The sequence below is a fragment of the Bacillus sp. FSL H8-0547 genome (assembly GCA_038002745.1).
GTDB lineage: Bacteria > Bacillota > Bacilli > Bacillales > Bacillaceae > Bacillus_P.
In genome coordinates, this window is record JBBODD010000001.1 from 3,760,685 (window position 1) to 3,786,017 (window position 25,333).

General features: G+C 45.0%; 23 protein-coding genes. 17 read left to right on the forward strand and 6 right to left on the reverse strand.

The genetic code is table 11. The features are described 5' to 3' along the window. Positions 1–145 precede the first annotated feature (145 nt). Together sucA and odhB are read left to right on the forward strand one after the other, a co-directional pair. Positions 146–2,986, forward strand: coding sequence for a 2-oxoglutarate dehydrogenase E1 component (gene sucA, locus MHB63_19025; protein MEK3808620.1), 2,841 nt, complete (start codon positions 146–148; stop codon positions 2,984–2,986). A 2-nt stretch (positions 2,987–2,988) separates the two neighbouring features. After that, positions 2,989–4,254, forward strand: a complete 1,266-nt coding sequence (odhB, locus tag MHB63_19030; protein MEK3808621.1) for a 2-oxoglutarate dehydrogenase complex dihydrolipoyllysine-residue succinyltransferase — start codon at positions 2,989–2,991, stop codon at positions 4,252–4,254. A gap of 349 nt (positions 4,255–4,603) precedes the next feature. On the opposite strand, the gene MHB63_19035 is transcribed toward odhB, so the two are convergent. Beyond that, entirely contained in the window at positions 4,604–5,740 is a 1,137-nt protein-coding gene (locus MHB63_19035; GenBank protein ID MEK3808622.1) for an NADH-dependent flavin oxidoreductase, read from the reverse strand. Positions 5,741–5,874: 134 nt separating this feature from the next. Here MHB63_19035 and MHB63_19040 point away from each other — a divergent pair, with 134 nt between their 5' ends. The 6 genes from MHB63_19040 to MHB63_19065 all read left to right on the forward strand — a co-directional run bounded on the left by MHB63_19040 (position 5,875) and on the right by MHB63_19065 (position 11,967). Continuing rightward, complete coding sequence (locus MHB63_19040; GenBank protein MEK3808623.1) at positions 5,875–6,918, forward strand: C45 family peptidase; 1,044 nt, start codon at positions 5,875–5,877, stop codon at positions 6,916–6,918. A gap of 76 nt (positions 6,919–6,994) precedes the next feature. Further along, a complete protein-coding gene (locus MHB63_19045; GenBank protein MEK3808624.1) occupies positions 6,995–7,750 on the forward strand; it encodes an STAS domain-containing protein in 756 nt (251 codons plus the stop codon). Positions 7,751–7,880: 130 nt separating this feature from the next. Further along, complete coding sequence (locus MHB63_19050; protein MEK3808625.1) at positions 7,881–9,668, forward strand: S9 family peptidase; 1,788 nt, start codon at positions 7,881–7,883, stop codon at positions 9,666–9,668. A gap of 15 nt (positions 9,669–9,683) precedes the next feature. Next, the gene (locus MHB63_19055; protein ID MEK3808626.1) at positions 9,684–10,454 is read left to right on the forward strand and encodes an SDR family oxidoreductase; all 771 of its coding nucleotides are present in this window, start codon (positions 9,684–9,686) and stop codon (positions 10,452–10,454) included. Positions 10,455–10,471: 17 nt separating this feature from the next. Further along, the gene (locus MHB63_19060; GenBank protein MEK3808627.1) at positions 10,472–11,623 is read left to right on the forward strand and encodes a GNAT family N-acetyltransferase; all 1,152 of its coding nucleotides are present in this window, start codon (positions 10,472–10,474) and stop codon (positions 11,621–11,623) included. 29 nt (positions 11,624–11,652) lie between these two features. After that, positions 11,653–11,967 (forward strand): RNA polymerase alpha subunit C-terminal domain-containing protein, encoded by a 315-nt coding sequence (locus tag MHB63_19065; GenBank protein MEK3808628.1) that lies wholly within the window; start codon positions 11,653–11,655, stop codon positions 11,965–11,967. A 72-nt stretch (positions 11,968–12,039) separates the two neighbouring features. Here the strand turns inward: MHB63_19065 and MHB63_19070 are convergent, their stop codons facing one another. Beyond that, positions 12,040–13,914: a prenyltransferase/squalene oxidase repeat-containing protein gene (locus MHB63_19070; protein ID MEK3808629.1), complete on the reverse strand. Its 1,875-nt coding sequence runs from the start codon at positions 13,912–13,914 to the stop codon at positions 12,040–12,042. Positions 13,915–14,031: 117 nt separating this feature from the next. Here MHB63_19070 and MHB63_19075 point away from each other — a divergent pair, with 117 nt between their 5' ends. Next, positions 14,032–14,235, forward strand: coding sequence for a DUF6501 family protein (locus MHB63_19075; GenBank protein MEK3808630.1), 204 nt, complete (start codon positions 14,032–14,034; stop codon positions 14,233–14,235). A gap of 121 nt (positions 14,236–14,356) precedes the next feature. Here MHB63_19075 and MHB63_19080 read toward each other — a convergent pair whose 3' ends face one another. Together MHB63_19080 and MHB63_19085 are read right to left on the reverse strand one after the other, a co-directional pair. Then, entirely contained in the window at positions 14,357–15,844 is a 1,488-nt protein-coding gene (locus MHB63_19080) for an aldehyde dehydrogenase family protein (GenBank protein MEK3808631.1), read from the reverse strand. A 212-nt stretch (positions 15,845–16,056) separates the two neighbouring features. After that, a complete protein-coding gene (locus MHB63_19085) occupies positions 16,057–16,260 on the reverse strand; it encodes a hypothetical protein (GenBank protein ID MEK3808632.1) in 204 nt (67 codons plus the stop codon). A 183-nt stretch (positions 16,261–16,443) separates the two neighbouring features. Between MHB63_19085 and MHB63_19090 the strand changes: the two genes are divergently transcribed. From MHB63_19090 to MHB63_19115, 6 genes are all read left to right on the forward strand, one after another. Then, on the forward strand, positions 16,444–17,295 hold the full coding sequence (locus MHB63_19090; protein MEK3808633.1) for a GRP family sugar transporter: 852 nt from the start codon (positions 16,444–16,446) through the stop codon (positions 17,293–17,295). 15 nt (positions 17,296–17,310) lie between these two features. Further along, positions 17,311–18,096 carry a glucose-1-dehydrogenase gene (locus MHB63_19095; protein MEK3808634.1) on the forward strand — a complete coding sequence of 262 codons (786 nt, stop codon included), beginning with the start codon at positions 17,311–17,313 and terminating at the stop codon, positions 18,094–18,096. A gap of 142 nt (positions 18,097–18,238) precedes the next feature. After that, complete coding sequence (locus tag MHB63_19100) at positions 18,239–19,030, forward strand: STAS domain-containing protein (GenBank protein MEK3808635.1); 792 nt, start codon at positions 18,239–18,241, stop codon at positions 19,028–19,030. Between the two features lie 106 nt (positions 19,031–19,136). Further along, complete coding sequence (locus MHB63_19105; protein MEK3808636.1) at positions 19,137–19,628, forward strand: YhcN/YlaJ family sporulation lipoprotein; 492 nt, start codon at positions 19,137–19,139, stop codon at positions 19,626–19,628. A gap of 112 nt (positions 19,629–19,740) precedes the next feature. After that, on the forward strand, positions 19,741–21,180 hold the full coding sequence (locus MHB63_19110) for a phospholipase D family protein (GenBank protein MEK3808637.1): 1,440 nt from the start codon (positions 19,741–19,743) through the stop codon (positions 21,178–21,180). Between the two features lie 102 nt (positions 21,181–21,282). Next, on the forward strand, positions 21,283–22,143 hold the full coding sequence (locus tag MHB63_19115; GenBank protein MEK3808638.1) for a GNAT family N-acetyltransferase: 861 nt from the start codon (positions 21,283–21,285) through the stop codon (positions 22,141–22,143). A gap of 250 nt (positions 22,144–22,393) precedes the next feature. Here MHB63_19115 and MHB63_19120 read toward each other — a convergent pair whose 3' ends face one another. Both MHB63_19120 and MHB63_19125 read right to left on the reverse strand, forming a co-directional pair. Next, positions 22,394–22,558, reverse strand: coding sequence for a hypothetical protein (locus MHB63_19120; GenBank protein ID MEK3808639.1), 165 nt, complete (start codon positions 22,556–22,558; stop codon positions 22,394–22,396). 12 nt (positions 22,559–22,570) lie between these two features. Then, the gene (locus MHB63_19125) at positions 22,571–22,810 is read right to left on the reverse strand and encodes a hypothetical protein (protein ID MEK3808640.1); all 240 of its coding nucleotides are present in this window, start codon (positions 22,808–22,810) and stop codon (positions 22,571–22,573) included. 51 nt (positions 22,811–22,861) lie between these two features. Between MHB63_19125 and MHB63_19130 the strand changes: the two genes are divergently transcribed. Together MHB63_19130 and MHB63_19135 are read left to right on the forward strand one after the other, a co-directional pair. Continuing rightward, positions 22,862–24,187: an NAD(P)/FAD-dependent oxidoreductase gene (locus tag MHB63_19130; GenBank protein MEK3808641.1), complete on the forward strand. Its 1,326-nt coding sequence runs from the start codon at positions 22,862–22,864 to the stop codon at positions 24,185–24,187. Further along, positions 24,187–25,194, forward strand: a complete 1,008-nt coding sequence (locus MHB63_19135; protein MEK3808642.1) for a class I SAM-dependent methyltransferase — start codon at positions 24,187–24,189, stop codon at positions 25,192–25,194. The genes MHB63_19130 and MHB63_19135 overlap by 1 nt, the downstream gene beginning before the upstream one ends. The last annotated feature ends 139 nt before the right edge of the window (positions 25,195–25,333 follow it).

Below are 25,333 nucleotides of genomic sequence, written 5' to 3' on the forward strand. Positions count from 1 at the left end.
AAAAAGCCAGGGAGTGTTAAAATGGAAATGGAAGCGTTTTAATCCAAACCTATCATTCTTTGAATGAAAGGATAGTATATTACAATAATATCCAATTGGATCTGCGTGAAAGCAGATTCACTACCATTGCTGGGGGTAATGTAAGATGTCAGGAACAACAACAAAGCGCAAGATTCGACTTGAAGATTTTCATGGCCCGAACCTTGGCTATGTCCTGGAACTGTTTGATCAGTATAAACAGGATCCGGAATCGGTTGACGCCGAATTGCGAGAAATGTTTAACGGCTGGGATGAATCACCGCAGCAGGCAGCATCAGAGGCTGTTCCGGCTGCAGGGGGCGTGCCTAGTGCGGACAAGATGAAGAAGATTGCCTATGCAGTCAAGCTCGCTGATGATATCCGCACTTACGGACACTTAAACGCTTCTATTTATCCTTTTGAAAACCCTGGAAAAGAGTTTCTTAAGCTGAAGGATTACGGGCTTACAGAAGCAGATCTTGAAGAAATTCCAGCGTCGATTCTGTGTGCGGATGCACCGCAGGATGTGACGAACGGACTTCAGGCAATTACTTACTTAAAAGAAGTTTATACAAAAACCATTGCTTTTGAATTTTCCCATGTTCACCGTTTTGAAGAAAAATACTGGCTTAAAAAAATGGTTGAATCAGGAGAAATCTTCAAAAGCCACACAAACGAAAAGCGTCTTTCCATACTTCGCCGTCTTTCTGAAGTTGAAGGATTTGAAAAATTCCTTCACCGCACGTTTGTCGGACAGAAGCGGTTCTCAATTGAAGGGCTTGATATGCTTGTTCCGATGCTTGATGAACTTATCTCCAATGCAGTTCACGCAGGCACACACAATGTAAACATCGGAATGGCGCACAGAGGACGTCTGAATGTTCTTGCCCATGTCCTTAAAAAACCGTATGAAATTATTTTTTCGGAATTTCAGCATTCTCCAAACAAGGAGCTTGTGCCATCTGAAGGTTCTGTAGGCATTAACTATGGCTGGAGCGGAGATGTAAAATATCATCTTGGCGCTGACAGACAGATTACAGATGAAAGCACGAAGAGGGCGAGACTGACTCTAGCAAACAACCCAAGCCATTTGGAGTATGTTGATCCTATTGTCATGGGATATACGCGTGCCGCACAGGATAACCGCAAAACAGCCGGCTACCCAGAGCATGACGTAAAAGAATCTATGGCAATTATCATTCATGGGGATGCAGCGTTTCCTGGAGAAGGAATTGTAGCGGAGACACTGAACCTGAACTCGCTGAAAGGCTACCAGACAGGCGGATCCATTCACATTATTGCAAATAACATGATCGGCTTTACGACAGAAAGCATGGATTCAAGGTCGACTAAGTATGCAAGTGACCTTGCCAAAGGGTATGAAATTCCGATCGTTCACGTTAATGCAGATGATCCGGAGGCTTGCCTTGCAGCTGTTCTAATGGCGATTGAATACCGCAAACTGTTTAACCGCGACTTCCTGATTGACCTGATCGGCTACCGCCGCTTCGGCCACAACGAGATGGATGAGCCGATGACGACGCAGCCGCAGCTTTACGAAAAAATCCGCAAGCATCCTACTGCACGGGCTCTTTATGCGAAGAAGCTTGAAGAAGCAGGATATGCAACGAAAGAAAAAATTGAAGAAATTGATCAGCAAGTACTGGATAAATTCGATGCAGCGTACCAAAAAGTACCTTCTAAAAAAGTTACTCAGGTACATGATATAGAACTTCCTGAAATCGTTATCAACGGGCTGCCGGCTATTGAAACGGCTGTTGAGAAAGAAGCGCTGCTCAGAATTAATGATGAACTTGTAAAATGGCCGGAAGATTTTCATGTGTTTGATAAGCTTAAGCGCATTTTAGAGCGCCGGGCGAACATCTTTGCAGGTGAGCAAAAGGCTGACTGGGCTCTTGCTGAAACGCTTGCGTTTGCAACGATCCTTGAAGACGGAACACCGATCCGCCTCTCAGGACAGGATTCAGAGCGCGGCACATTCTCCCAAAGACATCTTGTCCTGCATGACAGCGAGACAGGCAATGTTTATGCACCGCTGCATAAACTTAGTAAATCAAACGTATCATTTGCCGTTCATAATAGTCCGCTTTCTGAGGGGTCTGTGCTCGGATTTGAATACGGATATAACGTCTTTGCTCCAGAAACACTTGTGCTCTGGGAAGCACAGTACGGAGATTTTGCCAATGCCGCCCAGGTATTCTTTGACCAGTTCATCTCTGCAGGCCGCGCAAAATGGGGACAAAAATCAGGTCTTGTGATGCTTCTTCCGCACGGGTACGAAGGACAGGGGCCAGAGCATTCAAGTGCGAGACTTGAGCGCTATCTTCAGCTTGCAGCAGAAAACAACTGGACAGTTGCCAACCTGACAAGCGCAGCGCAATATTTCCATATTTTAAGAAGACAGGCAGCTCTGCTCAAACGCGAGGAAGTGCGTCCGCTTGTCATCATGACGCCAAAGAGCCTGCTGCGAAACGCACAGACTATTTCAACTATCGATGAAATGAGCGCTGGTGGATTCCGTTCGGTTATTGAACAGCCCGGACTCGGCCTGAACCATTCAGAAGTGAAGCGAATTGTCCTTTGCAGCGGAAAAATCGCGACAGACTTAACGGACAAACTGAACGCAATGGAAAACAAAGCTGACAGTATTCACCTTGTAAGAGTGGAAGAACTGTATCCTTTCCCGAAAAAAGAAATAGCAGCTATTTTGGGAAGATATGAAGCTCTTGAAGAGATTGTATGGGTACAGGAAGAGCCAATGAACATGGGTGCATGGACATACATTGAACCGGAACTCCGGGAAGTTTCGCCAGCACAGACAAAAGTGAAGTATATCGGCAGAAAGAGAAGATCTTCAACCGCAGAGGGAGATCCAAACGTTCATAAAAAAGATCAGGAACGCATCGTGACTGAAGCATTGACGTGGAAAAACGAAGGGAGAATTTAATCATGGCACAAGTAATCGTACCAGAATTAGCTGAATCCATCTCAGAAGGAACCATCGCACAATGGCTGAAACAGCCGGGAGACTACGTTGAAAAAGGGGAATATCTGGTTGAACTTGAAACCGATAAAGTAAACGTTGAACTGACAGCTGATTATTCTGGTGTGCTGAAAGATGTTGTTAAAGATTCAGGAGACACTGTTCAAGTGGGTGAAGTGATCGCTGAAATTGATGAAAACGGCGGAGCTTCTTCTGGCGAGGAACAAAAAACTCCTGAGGCAAAACCTGAAGAACCTAAACAAGAAGCGAAAACGGAAGAGCAGCCGAAACCGTCTGCACCTGTAAAGCAAGAACAGCAGGAAGCGAAGTCACAGCGTCCGATTGCTTCTCCGTCTGCCCGCAAGCTTGCGAGGGAAAAAGGGATTGACCTTTCCCAGGTTCCATCAGGAGATCCGCTTGGAAGATTGCGCAAGCATGATGTAGAGGCCTATTCGCCTGAAGCTAAGCCGCAGGCGCCAGCTGCTCCTAAACCTGAAGCGAAACCTGCTGTTACAGCAGATTCTTATGACAAGCCGGTAGAAATTGAGCGCATGTCAAGACGCAGACAAACGATCGCAAAACGTCTTGTAGAAGTTCAGCAGACAGCAGCGATGCTGACTACGTTTAATGAAGTGGACATGACTGCTGTTATGGACATCCGCAAGCGCCGTAAAGACAAATTCTTCGAACAGCACGATGTGCGTCTTGGATTTATGTCATTCTTTACAAAGGCAGTAATCGCAGCTCTTAAAAAATACCCGCTTCTCAACGCTGAGATTCAGGGAGATCAGCTGATCATCAAAAAATTCTATGATATCGGCATTGCTGTCTCTGCTCCTGAAGGCCTTGTCGTGCCTGTTGTCCGCGATGCAGACCGCAAATCATTCGCCCAAATTGAAGGGGATATCAGTGATCTTGCCGGTAAAGCACAGAAAAACAAGCTGACAATTGCTGACCTTTCAGGAGGCACATTCACGATTACAAACGGAGGCGTTTTCGGCTCCCTGATGTCAACACCAATCCTTAACGGACCGCAGGTTGGAATTTTGGGCATGCATAAAATCCAGCTTCGCCCTGTGGCAATCGATAAGGATACAATGGAAAACCGTCCAATGATGTACATTGCACTTTCCTACGATCACCGCATCGTCGACGGAAAAGAAGCCGTAAGCTTCCTTGCGACAATCAAAGACCTTCTTGAAGATCCAGAGTCGCTGCTGATTGAAGGGTAAAAAGAAAAGCGGAGCCGACTGTTCAGGCCTGACAGTCAGATAAGAAATCACCGAAAAAGTCCGGTCTTGACTTTTTCGGTGATTTTGTTCTGGCAGAGGAGTTGGGCGATGGAACTGGACACTAGAAAAGTGGAATCAGCCGTTTAGCTCCGATAGGCAGATAAGAAATCTCCGGAAAAGTCCGGTTTTGACTTTTTCGGGGATTTTGTTCTGACAGAGGAGTTGGCTGATGGAACTGGACACCAGAAAAGCGGAATCGCCTGTTCAGCACCATGCTGAACCCTGAAAATAAGGCATATAGACTCCACAAAAAAGAGCATCTGCAAAAGATGCTCTTTTTGTGTTCATTCTATTCTTTAACAGGAAACCAGCCAGGCGTGTTGATAATCGCCTGCCACAGCGGATCAGGAACAACAAGACGATCCTGCGCCTGTTTATCAAGCTGGGTATCAATTTTATCTTCCTGTCCTTCTTCAATCTTTTGTACCCAGTCAGGGTCGATAATCAGCTCTCTGCCAAGTGCAACAAGAGGAACACCGGTATTCATTGCTTTTACCGCGTCATCAGGGGTGTATATGGACCCTACGCCAATAAGGGGAACGCTGTCGCCAACCCGTTCCTGAATAATTTCAAGCCTTGAGCGGGTATCATCAATTCCTCTTCTTGGAGCTGACCAGTATTCCATTAATGAAATATGAAGATAATCAAGATTCTTCTCTTTCAGGGCATCAACCAGTGCGAGCGTATCTTCCATCGTAATCCCAGGCGTTTCCGGTTCTTCAGGAGAAAATCTGTATCCTACTAGAAAGTTCTCATCACCAAATTCGGCTGCTGCTTTTTTAACAGAATCAACTACAGCCAAAGGAAAGGCAAGTCTCTTCTCAAGTGAACCTCCGAATTCGTCTTCGCGCCGATTGCTGTGAGGCGATACGAACTGCTGAATCAGGTATCCATTTGCGCCGTGAATTTCAACGCCGTCAAATCCTGCCTGAATGGCGCGGCGCGTTGATTCTCCAAAGTCATCGATGATGGAGCGGATCTCATCTATTGTTAAAGCACGCGGCACAGGCGCCTCGCCAGATGGGTGTCCCTGCTCGGCCGGCACATCGCTTGCGCTCACAACATCTCCTCCTGGAACCAGTTCAGCGGGGACCATTCGTCCTCCGTGGAAGATTTGCATGATGGCTTTTGCGCCTTTTTCTTTAATGGCTGCAGCCAGCTGTTTTAAGGAAGGAATCATATCGTCAGTGTCACTTCCGAACTCTCCCGGGAAGCCCTTTCCGCTTGGAGTCACATACGCGCATGCAGTAATGACCATCCCGGGTCCGCCTGAACGGCGGCTGTAGTAATCCGTTTCTGCTTTTGTCACAGTGCCGTCATCGTTTGAGGAAAAATTTGTCATGGGGGCCATGACAATCCTGTTCTTTAACTGAACGCCATTCTTAAATGAAAATGGCTGAAGGAGCTGCTTATACTCTGAATTCATTATTCTCAACCTCCGTATGTTTTCGTTCATCTATCATCATACTTCCGCTTTCGCACAAAATCATTAAATCTGCTCATTAGAATTTGTTTCTGCCGATAAAATCATTCATGATAGAGTAACGGAGAGTGATCGTTATGACAAAAATCGAAGTGGAAATTATCCAGGGAAGAGGCACTTATTTTGACCTTGGCGTGAAGCAGGGAAAGATCCACAGGGGATCAAACCTTTTTGAAAATCATAAAAAGAGACGCGTGAAATCTGCAAAGTCCTACAGCACAGAATTAAAGGAGGCAAAACGCCTTATGGAATCTTTTTCCCCGGGTTTGTGGACGGAGCTTGAAGGGCTTTCAGAGGGAATGGAGTGGCCTCTTGCGGATGTCATCCATGAATACAGCGGCTATCAGGGAGACTGGAAAAAATCAGGTTGCAGCGCACTGATGCAGGATGGAATTTACGCGAGAAACTACGATTATCACCCAAAGACGTATGAAGGCAGGTTTTTAATCTGGCAGCCTGAAACCGCCTATGCAAGCATAGGGTTTGCGACGCGGATGATCGGACGCATGGACGGAATGAATGAAAAGGGTCTTGCAGTCGGCTATCACTTTGTGAACCGTCTCAAGCCGGGCGACGGGTTTATTTGCTGCAGCATTGCAAGAATGCTGCTCGATACGTGCAAATCAACCGAAGAAGCCATTTGGCTGCTGAAAGAAATCCCTCACCGCCACGCATTCAACTACTCCCTCTATGACTCGTCAGGGCATGCGGCAATTGCTGAAGCGTCAAGCAAAGGCGTTCAGGTGAAAAGAGGGCAAAAGCTTGCCTGCACCAATCATTTTGAATTGGGTGATAAACGTTCTGAAAACAGGAATCGTCTTGAAGAAACCATGCAAAGAAAGAAGTGGATAGAGGGGCGATTTCATACAGAGCTGAACCCGAAAGACGCTTTTGCTTTTTTCAACCGGACAGATGGTGCCATATTCAAAAAAGAGTACGGCAACTGGGCTGGAACTCTTCATACAGCTGTATATGTACCTGAAACACTCCAAGTCCTTATAGGCGCAGGGGGAGACAGGGAGCCGGTTTCAATTGACTTCAAAGATTGGCTGAACGGAAAGGACAGCTTCCTGAAAAGAATAAAAGGAACAATAGAGTCAGATTTAGAATTTCCCTACTAAAAAGCTTGTACACAGCGTTTGAGAGAGATGCTCCAGAGGGTACGGTACAAGAGCAAAGAAAGTTGGGGGAATGTATATGCAGCAAGTAATTGACATGATGAACCGGAACGAGGAGCTGCTTTTTCAGAGATGGGAAGGAAAGGTAGCCAGCCCGAATTTTTTAACGGAAGAGGATAAGCGGAGAACGTTCCAGATCATTTTCAGTCAAATCAGCCAATCGGAAAATGAGGCTGTTCATTTCTTTAAAGAATGGATTGACAGGCACTTCAGCGAAGAAGAGTGTTTAAAGTATTTGGTCACGTCCATTCAGCAGTTTAAACGAACAATTATTGATGCAATGGAGGATTCGGCCAGTGCAGATGAGCTTTATGAGAAAACGGACAGCTGGTTTGATCCGATGATTGCAGAGCTCGTTAAGATCTGCACGGACTGCTGGAATAAAGCATACAGAAAACAGGACAGCATGATTAATGAGCTTTCGGCACCGATTATCCCTATATCAAAAGATGTTTGCATCCTACCGTTAATCGGTGCGGTTCATGATGAACGCGCTGCCGTTATTACCGAAAATCTGCTGCACAGTGTGGAAACCTATCAATGCCGTTACGTCATTATTGAGATAACAGGGGTTCCCGTTGTTGATACATATGTGGCGAATCATCTGATTCAGGCAGCTGAAGCGGTAAAACTCCTCGGTGCACAGTGCATGATTGTCGGGATCAGGCCGGAGATCGCCCAGACCCTTATCAATCTTGGTGTTTCAATGGACAGTATTCAGACGTTTTCCAATTTGCAGACCGGCTTAAGATTCATTCAGATGAAAGAAAAATAAGGTCCTGGAAGGGGCCTTTAAATACGCCTTTAAGTTTACATAATAAAATTATTTTGCACTAATACGATGAAGGAATTTATTTCTTTTTGTCGAATAAGAACACGAAATGATTTTTTGAGGGGTGTACATAATGATTACTTTTAATCAGCCGGATGTCGAGCAATTTTTGAACGTGCTGTCCATTCAGGATTTCATCGTTTCACCTGATGGCAATCAGCTCGTTTTCAGTACAAATATCGGAGGCCATTACAATCTGTGGGCGATGGATCTTCCAAACCACTATCCATATCCTCTGACAACCGTAAATCAGGCATGCGGCAGTCTGGCTTATAACAGCCGGGCGGATTTTATCCTTGCAGGCTTTGACAGGGACGGGGATGAAAATACGCAGCTTTATGCCTTGTCCAAAAAGGGAGGTGCCCAGAGCCCGCTGCGTCTGGCTGAAGGCGAACGCCATATGCAGCCGTTTTTTTCAAAGGACGAAAAATCGCTGTATTACACATCAACTAAAAATGGCCATGAAAAAAACCTTGCAGTATACCGCTATGAAATTGATAGCGGAAAAGAGGAACTGATGCTCAAGGGCACAGATGCGCCCATTTATTTGCTTGCTGTGTCACCGCAAGAAACAAGCTTTGCATTTATAAAGAATTTCAGCAATACGTCATCTCTCCTCTATGTTGGAAAAGACGGAGAAAACATACTAGCTGCACCGGAAAGCGAAGTCTCTTACACGCAGAATGATGCTGTATACATATCAGAGGATGACCTCTATTTTCTGACGAACTATGAATCAGACTTTTCCTATCTGGCAAAGTTTCACCTTCCTTCAAAGAGTTTTGCAAAGGTTCTGCAGCTTGAAGGCAAAGACTTCAGTACTCTGAAATATGATTCTTTTTCCGGCAAATTCTATATCATTGCAGAAAAAGGGGTCAAGGATGAGCTCTATAGCTTTAATCTGTCGGATCAATCCTATGAGCAGCTTAACGTACCTGCCGACCGCATCAGCAAACTGCAAATCACAAAGGAAGGCAAGCTCTTCCTCCTTGGACAGTCTGCCATAATGCCGCTGAATATCTTCAGCAGAACACCGTCACACTCATGGCAGCAAGTAACCAATCACGGTGTGCCTGGACTCTCACCGGAGGATCTGGTAAATCCGGAGACCGTAACCTATCCTTCTTTCGACGGGATGGCCATTGAAGCTTCTCTTTACAGGGCACATTCTGAAGTAAGCAACCACCACATGATTATCTGGCCTCATGGCGGTCCTCAATCTGCTGAGACCAATGCATTCAGGGCTTTGTTTCAATATCTTCTGAAAAGCGGCTACAGCATTTTTGCACCCAATTTCAGAGGATCAACACGATATGGCCTATCTTTTTCAAAATTGGTTGAAGGAGACTGGGGAAATGGGCCGCGATTTGACATGACGGCCGGAATTGACTGGCTGATTGGGGAAGGGCTTGCTGATAAAGAGAAAATCTTTCTGATGGGCGGAAGCTATGGCGGCTATATGGCTCTGCTGCTGCACGGACGTCACGCTGACTACTTCAAAGCGGTAGTGGATATTTTCGGGCCGAGCGATCTTTTTTCGTTTATTGAGAGTGTACCGGAATTCTGGAAGCCGGCAATGGATCAGTGGGTAGGCAATCCTGAACGCGACCGTGAAAAACTGATTGATTTTTCACCGATTACTCATATTGATGGCATGACAAAGCCGATGCTCGTGATCCAAGGGGCAAACGATCCCCGTGTTGTCAAAGCAGAGTCTGATAAGATTGTAGAAGCATTGCGGCAAAAAGGAAGAAAGACAGACTATATAGTGCTTGAAAACGAAGGACATGGATTTTCGAAAAAAGAAAATGAGATTCTTGTATACAAAGCAATTGCTGATTTCTTGAATCAGCATCTCTAAAAAGCAGGTGTAGGAATGAATAACAGAAAAATGGCGATTGTCACCGGAGCAAGCAGACAATCAGGCATCGGGGCAGCCATATGCGTTGAGCTTGCTGAGGCAGGCATCGATATCTTTTTTACTTACTATAGACCCTATGATTCCGAGCAGCCGTGGGGTTCTTTGAAGGAAGACATAGAAAAACTGGAAGAGAGCATCGTTCAAAAGGGAGTCCGCTGCGCCAGCATGGAGCTTGATTTAACAGATCCAGCATCTTTTTCCATGCTGTTTGACAAGGCGGAGAGAACGCTTGGCGAGGCTGCCGTTCTTATTAACAATGCAGCCTACTCTGTCTATAGCGATGCAGAAACACTTACATCTGCTATTCTGGATCGTCACTATCTACTAAATGTGCGGGCTCCAATCATGCTGAGCACCGAGTTTGCGAGGAGATTTACAAAAGGACGGGGAGGAAGAGTGATCACCCTCACTTCCGGACAGTCGCTTGGCCCGATGCCCGGTGAGCTTGCTTATGCGGCAACAAAAGCATGTATACCAGACATGACAAAAACGCTGGCAGCTGAAATCGGCCATAAGGGGATCACAGTCAATGCCGTGAATCCCGGTCCGACAGATACTGGCTGGATGACGGATGAAATAAAGGCTTCTCTGCTTTTGAAATTTCCGGCGGGGAGAATCGGCAAGCCTGAGGATGCTGCCAGGCTTATTGCCTTTTTGGCAAGTGAGCAAAGCGAGTGGATCACCGGCCAGACGATACATTCAGAAGGCGGATTTATCCGATCATGAAAGAGGGGACTATCAAGATGACAGTCGTGAAACTGACAAAAGAGCATTATAAAGAAGCAATGAAATTATCAGAATATGCTTTTCAGTACAAAGTACCTGAGGAGAAGGTGGAAGAACGGCTGGATTTGATGGATAAACATCATCAGCTGTATGGTGTCTTTTCAGGAGAAGAGCTTGCAGCAAAGCTTCATTTGCTGCCTTTAGAGGTGTATATCGGAGGACGGACAGTAAAAATGGGCGGAGTCGCCGGTGTAGCGACATATCCTGAATACCGCAGAAGCGGGTTTGTCCGGGAAATGCTGACGGATCTGCTGGAAACGATGAAAAATGAAGGCTGTACGATTTCCATGCTTCATCCCTTTTCTGTTCCTTTTTACCGGAAATACGGGTGGGAACTTTTCAGCAGCCATTTAAAAGCATCTTTAAAATCTGAGAGTCTTGTCATGAAAAAACAGGTTCCTGGAACTGTAAAGCGTCATGCCGGAAAGGATGGTCATTCCGAAGAAATTGAGAAGGTTTATGATCAGTTTGCTTCGAGATTTTCAGGCATGCTGAAAAGGGAAACGAGATGGTGGCAGCAATCCATATACAGCGAAGATACCTATGCAGCAGTCTATTACAATGAAAGCGGTACGGCAGAAGGGTATCTCCTATATGAAGTGAAGGATTCCAAAATGACCGTGGAAGAGTTTGTTCCGCTGACACCTTCAGCGAGAACGGGTTTATGGAATTTTATCTGCCAGCATGACTCGATGATCAAAGACCTTGAAATCACCACGTTTGAAAGCGATCCTCTTTTCTATTCATTAAAAGAGCCAAGAATCAAAGCAGAAGTGACTCCTTACTTTATGGCAAGAATTGTAGATGCTGAAGCCTTTTTAAAAGACTATGAATTTGCTTCACAAGAACGCACAGTCCTCACGATCAAGGATGAACATGCTCCGTGGAATAATGGGACGTACGAGATCAGCGATGGAAACGTGACGAAAACAGACGCTGAGAAAGGCGAAATCAGCCTTTCCATTAATGCGCTGACAGCAGCATTACTTGGATATAAGCGGCCGTCGGTTTTATATGATATTGGGGAAATGGAAGGCAGTGAAGAGGCTGCAATCCGTCTCGAACGGCTGATTCCGGAGAGAAAATCGTTTTTCTATGATTTCTTTTAACAGGCACGACTCTGAAATAAAGGATTCTCATGAAAAGGAGGTCAACGACGCTGGCGGATAAAACATTGAGGACTTGTAAAAATGGCCACAATTATGTTAAAAGCTCGGATTGCCCAATTTGCCCTGTGTGCGAATCGGAGATAGAGATTGAGAGTGATTTTCTTTCAAAGATAGGTGCACCTGCCAGAAGAGCTCTCGAACGGAACAATATTACCTCACTTCAGCGCCTGTCAGAGTATAGTGAACCGGATATTTTGAAACTGCATGGAGTGGGTCCGAGTACAATTCCAAAGTTAAGAGCCGCTTTGGAAGATGCTGGTTTATCATTTAAGAGTACGAAATAACATATAGGTCAAGTGAAGTCTGACAGCGTAAGCAGCGTGCAAAAGAGGAGCCTTAAGGAAAAGGCTCCTTTTCTAATTCATTTTCAGGTAACGACTTAAAGCAAGCAGCGGAAAAATTCTGCCATAGCTGTGATAGCGAATGTAAAATTGTTTTGGCAGACCGATTCCGGTTGGATATTCATCGCTTTGTTGATCAAATGGCAGCAGCAGACGGTTCACGGCAAGCTGAACGGCCTCATGCTCTTTATCGAGAACGGTGAGAAGGGCATCAAGTGCCCACGCCGTTTGAGATGGTGTGCTGTACCCAAGAGACACATAGGATTTAACCTCGCAGCTTCTGCAGGATTCTCCAAATCCTCCATCCTCATTTTGAATGCTGAGCAGCCAGGTCACGGCCTTCTGAATGGAGGCGTTGTTAGTAGATACACCTGCAGCTCTCATTCCTGTAATGGCTGCCCATGTGCCGTAAATGTAGCAGACTCCCCAGCGTCCATACCAGGAACCGTCTTTTTCCTGATTGCTTTTGAGCCAGTTGATTGCAGCTTTTACTGAAGGATGATTCTTTTTAAGTCCGGCAAACGATCCCAAGTATTCAAGCACGCGCCCTGTGAGATCTGCTGTAGAAGGATCGGCTGCAGCATCGCCTGCATTTTCAAGAGGAAGCATGGCAGCCAAGGCACTGTCCGTATTTTTTTCAAATGCAGCAAAACCTCCGTCACGGTTTTGCATGGAAAGCAGCCAGGAGGTTCCTCTGTTCCAGCTGGAAAACATGATGGGATCATATACCGCTGCAGGTGTTAAGGCCCGGAGAGCTGCTGCGGTGTCATCGTTATCAGGATGATTGGTGTTGATGTCAGAAAATCCCCATCCGCCAGCTTCTGATTTAGAATTATGAACCGCCCATTCAGCTTTTTTGGCGTGCTGTCTTTTCAGCAAGAAACGAGAAGCCGCAGCAATCATCGGATCCCGGCAGCTTACACCAGAAGCTTGAATGCTGTAGCTGAGAAGGGCTGTGTCCCATAGAGTAGATGTCGAGTTTTCAAGAGTGGCAAGGCCGTCCTGTTCATAAATTAGTGATTTTAATCCTGATATGGCACGCTGGATTTGCGACGATTGCTCTTTATATCCGGTGGCAAGCAATCCGTAAATCATAAAAAAAGTGGCGCTTGCATAGCTGAAAAGGGTTCCGTCTGCTTCAACCCGGTCAAGGATGTATCTTTCTGCTGTCTGATAACCTGATTTGTGAAGATAGGCTGGATAGGCTGCGATAGAGCGTATCATCTGCAGGAAAAGATTTGGACGGGACCGCTCATCACGTTGAAGGGACAGCCAGTCGATTGATTTGGGTTTAGATGCATAAAGGTGTGAAAAGTCAGCTGTTTCAAGTCCCTTATGAATATACTTTTTATTCATGGCGAGAATCATCGGCATAAAATGAATTCTTGCATAAGAACTTAACTGGTACATACTGAAGGGGGAAGATGCCGGGAGCAGCAAATATGACAGCGGAAACCTGAATCGCTTCGGCCACGGATAAAGACCGTTGACTGCAAGCATCCATTTTGTCATGAAATGAACGTCAGACAGGCCGCCGTTTGCGAGAATGAATGTCTCTGCACGCTGAAGTTCAGGGCTTGCAGCGGTAAAGTGTCCTGAAATAACAAGCGCCGTGTAGGCCTGAACAGTTGCTGTCAGATTTCCTTCCTTTTCATCCTCATACAGTCTCCATACCCCGTCATGAGATTGAATCTTTATAAGCCTTCGGACAAGTTTTTCTATCAGCTGTTCATCCTGATCTCCAAGGGATCTGAGCGTAATAATCATAAAAGCATCAGTCATAGGTCCGCCCTCAAAACAGTAGCGAAAGGAACCATCCGTCCTTTGAACGCCTCTAAGTTCTGCAATCCGCTTTTGTACTTCATCTTCTGTCCGTCTAAATAGGTTCACATGTTTCACCTCATCTTCACCAGTCTATTCGGGGAAGTGAAGGTTATTACTCAGCGGGTGGCGGCACTTACATTTCTATAGTATAATGAGGTCAAAATGCGCAAAGGAGAATCACGGATGATTCATCAGGACTGGCTTAACAGAGAAACATTCAAAACGGTTACCTGCAAACATACAAATGCCGAGAAGTATATGGTCAACAGAGTGTTAACGGCGGGAAATACATATGAAGTGAAAAATGAAACAGAAGAATTTTACTTTGTGATCGACAATAATGGGAAAGTAAGCGGTTTTTACAAAGATTATTTCGAGGAAAAGTAAGAAGCAGCACCGTCTGGCTTGATCAGGCGGTGTTTTTTTATTGGCTTTTAACTTGAGTGCAAAATAAAAAACTGCCCGCTGAGGCAAAATGGCCTCAAGCGGGCAGGGGAGGATGAAAGCATTAACGCTGCAGATTGATCCAGACACTCTTTACTTCAGTATAATTATCAAGTGCATACGAGCCCATTTCCCGTCCAAGACCGGATTGTTTGTAGCCTCCAAAAGGAGAAGCGGCATCAAATGCGTTGTAGCAGTTAACCCAGACCGTTCCGGCTTTCAGTTTGCCTGCCACATAATGCGCGTTTGCAATGTCGCGCGTCCAGAGTCCTGCTGCCAGGCCGTATTCGCTCTGGTTGGCACGGTTGATCACTTCATCAAGATCATCATAAGGCATAGCAGCGATAACCGGACCGAAAATCTCTTCTCTTGCAATCGTCATTTCATCTTTTACGGCAGAGAAGATCGTTGGGGATACAAAGTATCCATTTTCAGATGGCGAGCTTCCGCCGGTCAGGATTTCGGCTCCTTCTTCGACGCCGCGCTGGATGTAGTTCAGCACGCGGTTCTGCTGTTCGTCAGATACGAGCGGCCCGATTTGCGTTTCCGGCTCGATTCCTGCTCCCTGACGGATGTTTTTCGCGTGCGACACCATATCTGCCACGACATTATCATAATGTTTTTTCTGAATAAAGACGCGGGATCCTGCGCAGCAGACTTGTCCCTGGTTAAACATAACGCCAGTCAGCGCACCTGGAACCGCTGCTGACAGGTCAGCATCCGGAAGAATGATGTTTGGAGATTTCCCTCCAAGCTCAAGTGTAACGCGCTTTAAGGATTTTGCCGCTTTTTCCATGATCATTTTTCCGACAGGGGTCGATCCTGTGAAAGCAATCTTATCAACATCAGGATGCATGACAAGAGCATCTCCTGCAGTCTCGCCGAATCCAGGTACAATATTCACAACACCTTCAGGGAAGCCGGCTTCTGCAATGAGTTCTGCCAGATACAAGGCAGAAAGCGGTGTTTGTTCTGCAGGCTTCAGGACCACTGTACAGCCGGTTGCAAGAGCAGCACCAAGCTTCCACATCGCCATGAGCAGCGGGAAGTTCCACGGGATGATCTGTCCGACAACCCCTAATGCTTCATGTCTTGTATAGTTGAAATATTGTCCGCTGACAGGAATCGTCTGTCCGACAATTTTTGTTGACCAGCCGGCATAATAGCGCATATGCTCAATCGCGAGCGGAACATCAGCGTTAGTTGTTTCATTAATTGGTTTCCCGTTATCGAGTGTTTCAAGCTGGGCCAGCTCTTCTTTATTGGCTTCCATGAGATCAGCAAGCTTGTACATTAATCGGCTGCGCTCAGCCGCGCTCATTTTTGACCATGGACCGCTGTCAAATGCTTTTCTTGCGGCTTTAACAGCAAGATCGATGTCTGCTTTATCTCCTTCATACACGGAAGCGAGCGTTTTACCGGTTGCCGGGTTAGGTGTATTAAATGTCTTTTTAGAAACGCTTTCTACAAATTCCCCGTTTATAAACAGCTTTTTGTTTCCCTGCAGAAATTTCTCCAGTTTTTCTCCAGCCTTCAGTGTAGCTTGACTCATTTCATCAGCCTCCTAAATATTTGTGGTGAAAACCTATGTAGAAAATCGTGCTGAAGACCCGCCAACAAGATGCAGGTCATTGCCTGCTGTTGTGTAAGCGGTTACAAATAGAATAATATATCAAAAATTCAAAATTTACAATAAATAAGGGTTTTGTATTCGAATTTTTTTGAGTTTGAAAGTTATAAATAAATAGAAGAACCGGCATCATATCAAAATTGCCGGTTCTTCTTTCTGAGAAATAAATAGAGTGGAAAGAGGGTTGAAAACTGTTCATATGATTCGTACTCAAACGTTTCAAAGAAGCCTATGAGCTCATCTTCTTCAGCCTCTTTGAGTATCCCGGATTCTTCAAGAGGGTATCTGTCTCTAAGATAGAGATCCCACACACCGTATTCAGCAAAAACATCTTCCATATATGACCCTCCTTTTTCTATCCAGTATAAAAAAGCGGCGCTATTTATAAACATGCTGTTTCAATCTTTCTTATTAGTGGAATGAACTAAGGCAGGCTGTGTTATTTTCTGCATAAGGGGAAATAATACTTTCAAATGTCCAAATAGCTGCACGACTACATAGTAGAAAGGGATATCATCATGATTGGAATTTTGCTTGCTTTAATTCCCGCCGTTGCGTGGGGAAGTCTTGTGCTTGTTAGTGTAAAACTTGGCGGTAATGCATACAGCCAAACACTTGGTATTACAATAGGAGCGTTTTTGTTTTCGGTTGTTATGTTCTTTTTTTCAAATCCTGATCTCACTCCGGTTGTATGGTCAATCGGAATTATCTCGGGTATTTTCTGGACGGTCGGGCAGCTGAATCAGCTTGCCAGTGTCAAGCATATCGGCGTATCCAAAACCGTGCCGATCTCAACAGGCATGCAGCTTATGGGGACGACACTGTTCGGCGTTCTGCTTTTTAAAGAATGGGATACAAAAATGACGGTTATCCTTGGAAGCCTAGCCATCCTCCTCATCATTACAGGAGTAGTGTTTACATCCATTGGCCAGAAGGATGAAGAAGGAGCCGGAAAGAGCCTGAAGCGTGGACTCTTCATTCTGTTTATTTCCTCAATCGGGTACATCGGCTACGTTATTATTATCCGCTACTTTGAGATTGACGGCTGGGCAGCCATTTTGCCGCAGGCGATTGGGATGGTGCTTGCTGCTATTATTCTTACCGCGAGACATAAGCCTTTTGATAAATATGCACTGCGGAACATTCTGACAGGATTAATGTGGGCGGCAGGAAACCTTGGGCTGCTTCTCTCCCTTCCGAAAATCGGAGTTGCGACAAGCTTTTCTTTATCCCAGACAGGTATCATCATTTCCACACTGGGCGGAATCTTTCTGCTGGGTGAAAAAAAGACAAAAAAACAGATTGTGCTCGTTATTATTGGCTGCTTGCTGATTATCGGAGGCGGAGTGCTGCTTGGCTATACAAAAAGGTAAATGGAGGAATGCTGAATGTATGAAAGCTTAAAAGGAAAAGTTGCTGCTGTTACCGGTGCTTCATCCGGACTTGGAAAAGCCATTGCACAGCGCTTTGCAAAAGAGGGCGTAAAAGTCGTTGTCAACTACTTAACAGAAGACGATAAGCCCGACCTTGTCATCGAAGAGATCAAGGCAAACGGCGGTGAAGCTTCAAAAATCCAGGGTGACGTCTCACAGGAGCATGATGTGAAGCGTATTGTCCAGTTTGCAGTCGATACTTACGGCACACTTGATATTATGGTCAATAACGCAGGAATACAGGCTGAGATTCCCACTGAAGAACTGAGCCTTGAAAACTGGAATAAAGTCATACAGACAAACCTGACAGGATGCTTTTTAGGAAGCAGAGAAGCGATCAGGCATATGCTTGATCATAACATTAAAGGCTCTGTTATCAATATGTCATCTGTGCATCAGCAGATTCCCTGGCCACATTTTGCCCACTATGCAGCAAGCAAAGGCGGAATCAAGCTTTTGACTGAAACCCTTGCACTCGAATATGCTTCATCCGGCATTCGCGTCAACAATATCGCGCCGGGAGCAATAGATACACCAATCAATGCAGAAAAATTTGCGGATCCTGAGATTAAAAAAGATGTCATTGACCTCATCCCAATGGGATACATCGGCAAACCGGAAGAAATCGCTGCATGTGTGGCATTCCTTGCTTCATCAGAGGCAAGCTACGTAACAGGAATTACCCTCTATGCAGACGGCGGAATGACAAAATACCCGAGCTTTCAGGCTGGAAAAGGATAAAGGAGGGGTCAGTCCCGCTGTGCATTAACGCACAGCGGGACTGACCCCTCAGCACGTTTATTCTTTTCAAAATGGTGGAAAAGGATATAATTGTGGAATACATACAGAAAAATAGTCTTCTAGGGGGAAGAGGCAAGTGAAGATGAGTTCATCGATTTTAGAGGATATGAATGTTTATTCTCTGCTGGACCGGATAGGGGAAGGGCTTATTTTTGCAGATGATGAGTACCGCATCATCTGGATGAATCATGCTGCAAAAGAGATTCTGTCAAAAGTGGGGCCGCTTGCAGGAATTACTGATCCGGAAGCATTTATCGGGTTTGATATCCGGCGCTTTCACGGGAAAAAACAAAATGACATCCTAAAAAACGGTCCGTTTCCGCACAGTGCCCAGATCAGGCTGTTTAACCGGTTCACAGCTAAAATCGTTGTGGACAAACTGAGCAATCTTCAAGGGGAACAGACAGGATTTGTCCTGACGTGGCGTGATGTAACAGAATATGAAGATGTGATAGAAGAGGGAAAAGCGCTGCTTGAGGAAATGTATACGCCAATCATCGGCACCGCACTCGACTCTGCTCTTTTGATCGCTCTGACAGGAACCCTGACAGAAGAAAGAATGGAAAAAATGAAAGAGAAGATCCTGAAGGAAGCCGCCGAGCGGAGAGCTGAATATATGATTTTTGACTTTACAGGCATTAGCGAGACATTTGATGAAACAATTGCTTTTCATCTTAATCAAATCGCAGAAGGCCTGCGGCTTATGGGGACCGTATCCATCTTTGCAGGGATGAACCCAAAGCTTGTGCAGCATATCACTCATCAGGGCTATATTTTGAATGTAAAAACGTTTCAGTCCTTTAAGCAGGGGATTTTTTATATCTGGAAAGAAAAAGGGTACGCACTTCAAAAAATCACGAGCCAGCCTTCTTGATGGGGCTGGTTTTCTCATTGTCTCCCACAAGTATTTTTGTTCATCCTGCATAATCAGTTCTCAATTGCAGAAAATAAAGGGAATAAAAATTTGGGAGGCATGCTGAATGAATAAGTTTCTAATGACAGGAACAGCCATTTTTTTCTCTGTTTTGATTGCCGCCGGCTGTGGAATGGATAATAACGCACGTGAAAACGACAACATCATGAACAATGAGCTTAAGAATGTCACTTATGATGAACAAACGAATGAAAACCGCGATAACCGCATGAATGTAGCTGACGATGCTGCAAAAAAAGTGGCAGATTTAGAAGAAATCAAATATGCGAATGTCATTGTTCTTGATAATACGGCTTATGCAGCAGTTATGCTTGAGGGAAATCCTAAAGGCAAACTGTCTGATGAATTAAAGAACAGAGTAGCTGATCAGGTACGATCAACAGACCGCAATTTGGACAATGTGTTTGTTTCGGAAAATCCTGACTTTTTTGACCGTGTAAAAGACTACGGCGATAAAATCCGAAACGGCGAACCGGTTTCAGGACTGGCAGATGAGTTCGGTGAAATGGTGAAGCGTATGTTTCCCCAGTCGAAATAACTAATTGTACGGGCCGCAGCCAGTCTGCGGTCTATTTTTTTGATAAAGGTTTTTATATCAATGAAACAGGGGATATAAAGAAAGCCATTATTCTGTTGTAGGGGGAGTTTTATTGTCAAGGTTTTCGTTTGCAGGCTATAAAAAGAAACGCCTGTTTGTCATCCTGCTAATTTTTATTATTTTAACAGGTACTGTTATGTATCAAAGCTATAAGCCTCTTCCCGAAGGTCTTTCATATGAAGGGGAAGTACGCAAGGTGGAGGATGTCGATTTTTTATATGACCTGACGTATCAGAAAGAAAACAGGGTCAAATCAGATCGGATGATATTTGATGCTGTGCTTAAAGCGATTGATGAAGCTGAAGAATTTGTTGTGATTGACTTATTTTTGTTTAACGGCTATTACAACAAGGGAGAATCCTATCCCGATATCAGTGCTCAGCTGACGGAGGCGCTGCTTCAAAAAAAGAAAGAAAACCCTGACATGCCGATTGTCTTTATTACAGACGAAATCAATACCTCATACGGGTCACACGAATCAAAGGAGCTTGAAGCTTTTAAGGATGCAGGCATAGATGTCGTTCTGTCGGATATGGAGCCTCTGCGAGATTCTAATCCGCTGTATTCCAGTGTCTGGAGAACGTTTTTTCAGTGGTTCGGCCAGTCAGGAAAAGGCTGGGTGGCCAATCCGTTTGGGGATACTGCCCCTGGTATGACGGTAAGGTCTTATTTAAAGCTTTTTAATGTAAAGGCAAATCACAGAAAAGCAGTCGCTACGGAGAAGACAGCCATTGTCTCATCCGCTAATCCTCACGATGCAAGCGGGTTTCATTCCAATACTGCTTTTCAGGTAAGCGGAAATGTCATTGCAGACGTGCTCGAATCCGAACAGGCTGTATCGAACTACTCCGGCGGACCCAAACTTCCTGAGTACACTGAAACGGAAAATGAGAAAGGGAATATCGGCGTGCAGGTGCTGACTGAAGGGAAAATTTACGAGCATTTGCTGTCGTCGATCAGGGCTGCAGAAAAACAGGATGTCATCTGGATGGGAATGTTTTATTTAGCTGACAGAAAAGTGATCAACTCACTCGTTGACGCATCTAACCGCGGTGTTGAGGTGAATATGATTCTTGATCCGAATCAAAATGCTTTCGGCCAGGAGAAAATAGGCCTGCCTAACCGTCCTGTTGCTGAAGAATTGATGGAAGATACGAAAAAGAAAGCGAAAATCAGATGGTATAACACAACAAATGAACAGTATCATCCGAAGCTTCTTTATATTAAAGGGAAAAATGAATCCACGATCATCAGCGGTTCGGCGAATTTCACAAAACGGAATCTTGATGACCTTAATCTTGAGAACGACTTGAAAATCACCGCTCCTCAGGATGAGGACGTTATGAAAGAAGTCGAAGCGTATTTCACAAAACTCTGGACGAATGACGGAGCTGAATATACCCTGAATGTTGAAAAATACAGAGATGACATGCCGGTATTCAAAAGGGGCATATATGCTCTGCAGAAATTTTTCAGGTTTACAACCTTCTAAACTCCGGGATTTGCCTCGGAGTTTTTTTTTTGCGAAAAAAATAATTATTTTAAAGGGAAAGTGAGGGGGTGAATCTAATACAAAGATTAGAGGTGATAATGGATGATGCTTAAAGAATACAAAGACCGCCGCACGTACATTGAAAAATCAGAACCGCTGCTTATGAAGCAGGAAGCGGAAAATAATTTGGCGCTGGGACTCCTGTCTGTTTTTAAAAAGACGGTTCCGGCTTCAGACGTATATACCGCTCTGATGGAAACAGAAGGGGCACCTGCGGCAGCGCTGCTTATGACGCCCCCTCACAATTTAATTCTTACATATAATAACGAACTAATCAGTGAAACGTTGATTGCTGAAATGGTCAGACAGCTGATATCAGCAGGGGTTTCTGTGCCGGGTGCTGTCGGTGAGAGGTACTGGACAGAAAGATTTGCCAAAGAGTGGGCCGAACAGGCGGGGATTAGAGCCGACATTGTGATGGAGCAAAAAATCTATCAGCTTCATGAGGTGCAGCCTGTAGCTGTCAGTGAAGGGAGCTTTCAAAAAGCAAAACTTGAACACCTGCCGCTTTTAACAGAGTGGATGGCGGACTTTATGACGTTTACAAATGAGCCCCCGATCACGACTCTACAGGCAGCAGAAAGAATGAAGAAATTTCTCGCTGAGGACTCTATTTACATCTGGTCGGTTGACGGAATACCTGTTTCGATGGCAAAAAAATCGCGGTCAACTCAAAACGGCATAACGGTATCCCTTGTATACACTCCGGAAAAATTCAGGGGAAGAGGATATGCGAGCAGCTGCGTGTCCGCACTCAGCAGTGAGCTCTTGAAGGATTATTCATTCTGCACTCTATATACAGACTTATCAAATCCTACATCAAACAGCATCTATCAGAAAATAGGCTACAAGCCGATCCAGGATTCTGTGATGATTTCATTTTCAAATCAAGGAGCAGTTTAAATGTTTCCGGTTCACTTTTATACTCAAGACTGCTTCTAAACAGCAGTCTTGGGTTTTTTTTTGTTGGTGTGGAGCGATGCCCAGTGTATCCCCGGATGCCAGCAGTAAAATGGATTCCTATAAGTTGTTGTTGCAGAAATAGAGGGTACCATTTTAGCGAAATGCATCCCTGTAAATTGCTAACCGCTAAATATAGGGTAACATTCTGGGAAAAATGCTTCCCCATACAAAGCACCATTAACGCGCTTCCTTATCTGACTCCCGGAGCTAAACGAGCGATTCCGCTTTTCGCATGTCCAGCTCCGTCTCCTAGTCCTTCTGTCAGAACAAAATCACTGAAAAAGTCAAACCCGGACTTTTCCGGTGATTTCTTATCTGCCTGCCAGGCCTGAACAGTCGATTCCGCTTTTCGCATTGTCCAGCTCCATCAGCCAACTCCTCCGTCAGAACAAAATCGCCCAAAAAGGCAAACCCGGCCTTTCTGGTCAATTTCTTTTCTGCCTGTCGGAGCTAAACGGCTGATTCCGCTTTTCCCATGTCCAGCTCCGCCTCCTAGTCCTTCTGTCAGAACAAAATCACCGAAAAAGTCAAACCCGGACTTTTCCGGTGATTTCTTATCTGACTGCCAGGCCTGAACAGTCGGCTCCGCTTTTCTGGCGCATTCCATGGTTTCAATGTTTCCCAAATGTGGAAATGAAAGGTGAAAGGCGGTGGGAGGATGAAAACACAGGTTTTAGTCATTGGCGGGGGAGTTGGAGGGTTGACCGCTGCTCTGAAGCTTGCCAAGTGCGGGATCGATGTCTGCGTGGTAGAACAGACAAAAGGCTCCCCGCATTTGTATAAAGGGGAGCTGCTTCAGCCGAAAAGTCTTGAAATCTTTGACGCTCTCGGTTTATCAGAGCCTGTTCTAAGATCAGGACACCGGATCAATGAAATTGAAATGAATGAAATGAAACGTAAGAAAGGTTCATATAGATTGCTTGGATCAGCTGTAATGCGTTACGGAATCATTGAGAGCAAGTTCAATTTTGCTTTGATGATCCCCCATGAAAAATTAAAGGAACTCCTGCTTGAAGAAGCCAAAAAGTTTCCTTCTTTCCATTACATACAGCCCGCGCGATTCAAGGCATTCAGTGATGATTCAACAGCGATTGTATCAATGGGAAAAGAGGAAGTGGAAATTCAGGCAGATTATTTTATCGGTGCTGAAGGAAGAAAATCAAACGTCAGAAAAGCGATGAATGTCAGCCTGAATGAGCATGAATATGATCATCACTTTTTAACCGTCACATTCAAAAGGCCGGCTGACATGACGGAAGGAAAAATCATCTCTACACCTCATGCTTTTCTCGGACTCTTTCCCCTTCCTGACAATGAAGTCAGAACGGTCTACCTCATTCAGTCAGGTGCCTATCAGTCCCTTAAGGCAAAAGGCATTGAACATTTTCACAAGAAGTATATCGACTTGTGTCCTGAACTTGATGGCTATGTGACCGAACTTACGGAGTGGAAGAAGATCCAGCTGATGATTCCCGTTCATTTCCACGCAGATTCATATGTGTCGGGGAACATGGCGATTCTCGGAGATTCTGCGCACAGCGTGCATCCGATGGCAGGGGAAGGCATGAATCTTGCCATACAGGACGGAGATGTGCTCGGCGAACTGCTGTGCTGGATGTACAGGCATAATGAACTCAGTCAGGATAATTTAAAGTGGTATGAAAAAGTCCGCAAGTCAAGGGTGGATTTTATTTTAAGCCTCAGCCACCTGTCCGCGCTAGCGTATTCAAAGCCTTTCAGGTACTTTGGTACACTCAGAAACAGAAGCCTCAAACAGATGACAGATGATGAAAAGCTTCATACAAAGCAAATGCTTAATATTTCGGGACTTGGAATATGGAAGGAATCGTTTGTGGACAGGCTGATTCAGATTGGCCTGATGCCGGCGAGATCGATCCAGAATATTGAATTTTTGCATACCCGCTACATGTTCACGTATGAAAATGATTATCCGTGGGAAGCGAAAGGGAGGTACAGCCGTTGATGATTGCTGAATATGTAAGGCTTTACAAAGCGAGAAGCTGGATGAAGAAGAATTTGCCGTTTTTATACAGCTGGCACGCATATGTCGGGTATGAACTTGATCTGTTTGAAATTTTTAAATCTCCAAAAACGATCGAAGAGGTTGCAGCCAGTCATTCATTAGAAACAGAGATTCTTGAACGCTGGGTGGAAGTTGGGGTCTCTATTAAGTACCTTAAAAAGGTTTCAAGAAATAAATTTAAAACCTCAAGAAGCTTTATGCTGCCTGACAGCAAGCGTGATCCAAAGTCTGTCGGCATTTTGCTGAAAGAAATGATGGAGCTGCACATCCCCGCGCTTTTGACATACCCGTCCATTATGAAAACAGATGAACGCCAGACCTTTGATCACAAACAGCACGGAGCGACTGTTGCAGAAACCTCTGCTATGCTGGAACAGCTTGCTTATCCTAAGCTTGTGCAGATTCTAAAGAAAAACAGCATCCATACGGTTGTGGATGTAGGCTGCGGACATGGGGGCTACATGCAGAAGCTGTCCAAGTCGTTTCCAGGTTTAAAATTAACAGGTGTTGAAGTGAACAAGGAAGTGGCTGAGGAAGCGGCCAATCGATGCAGTGAGCTTAAAAACATTTCAATTGATTGTATGGATATTGAAGAATGGTCGCCCGAAAATAAAGCAGACCTGATCATGATGAATAATCTGCTTCACTATCTCTCTCCAGAAAAACGTCCGAAAGTCATCAGCAGATTAAGCAGCTCTCTTTCTGCAAATGGAATGATTACGATTATAACGCCAATTCGAAAGCCAAAGCATGGAAAGCAATTTTCAAGTGTCTTTAATAGTTTTTTTACCGCTTTTGATAATTTGTACGCTCTTCCCACAAAAAGAGAACTGGATGCTCTTGCAAAACAGTCCGGCATGAAACTTCAAAGCCTGAAACCAATCATTCGTGAAGGCGGCTGGTATTTTGCCACTCTGGTCAATCATGCGGGCACAAAAGCCGACTAAATATGTTCGTTTAAAAAGGCCAACTGCTTTAAAGTTGGCCTTTTTTATCGAACCGAGAGGATGCAACGGATATTGATTGATACTAATAGTTTTTGAGATTATACTTGGGATTGGATGTGATTACCACTTATCATACATA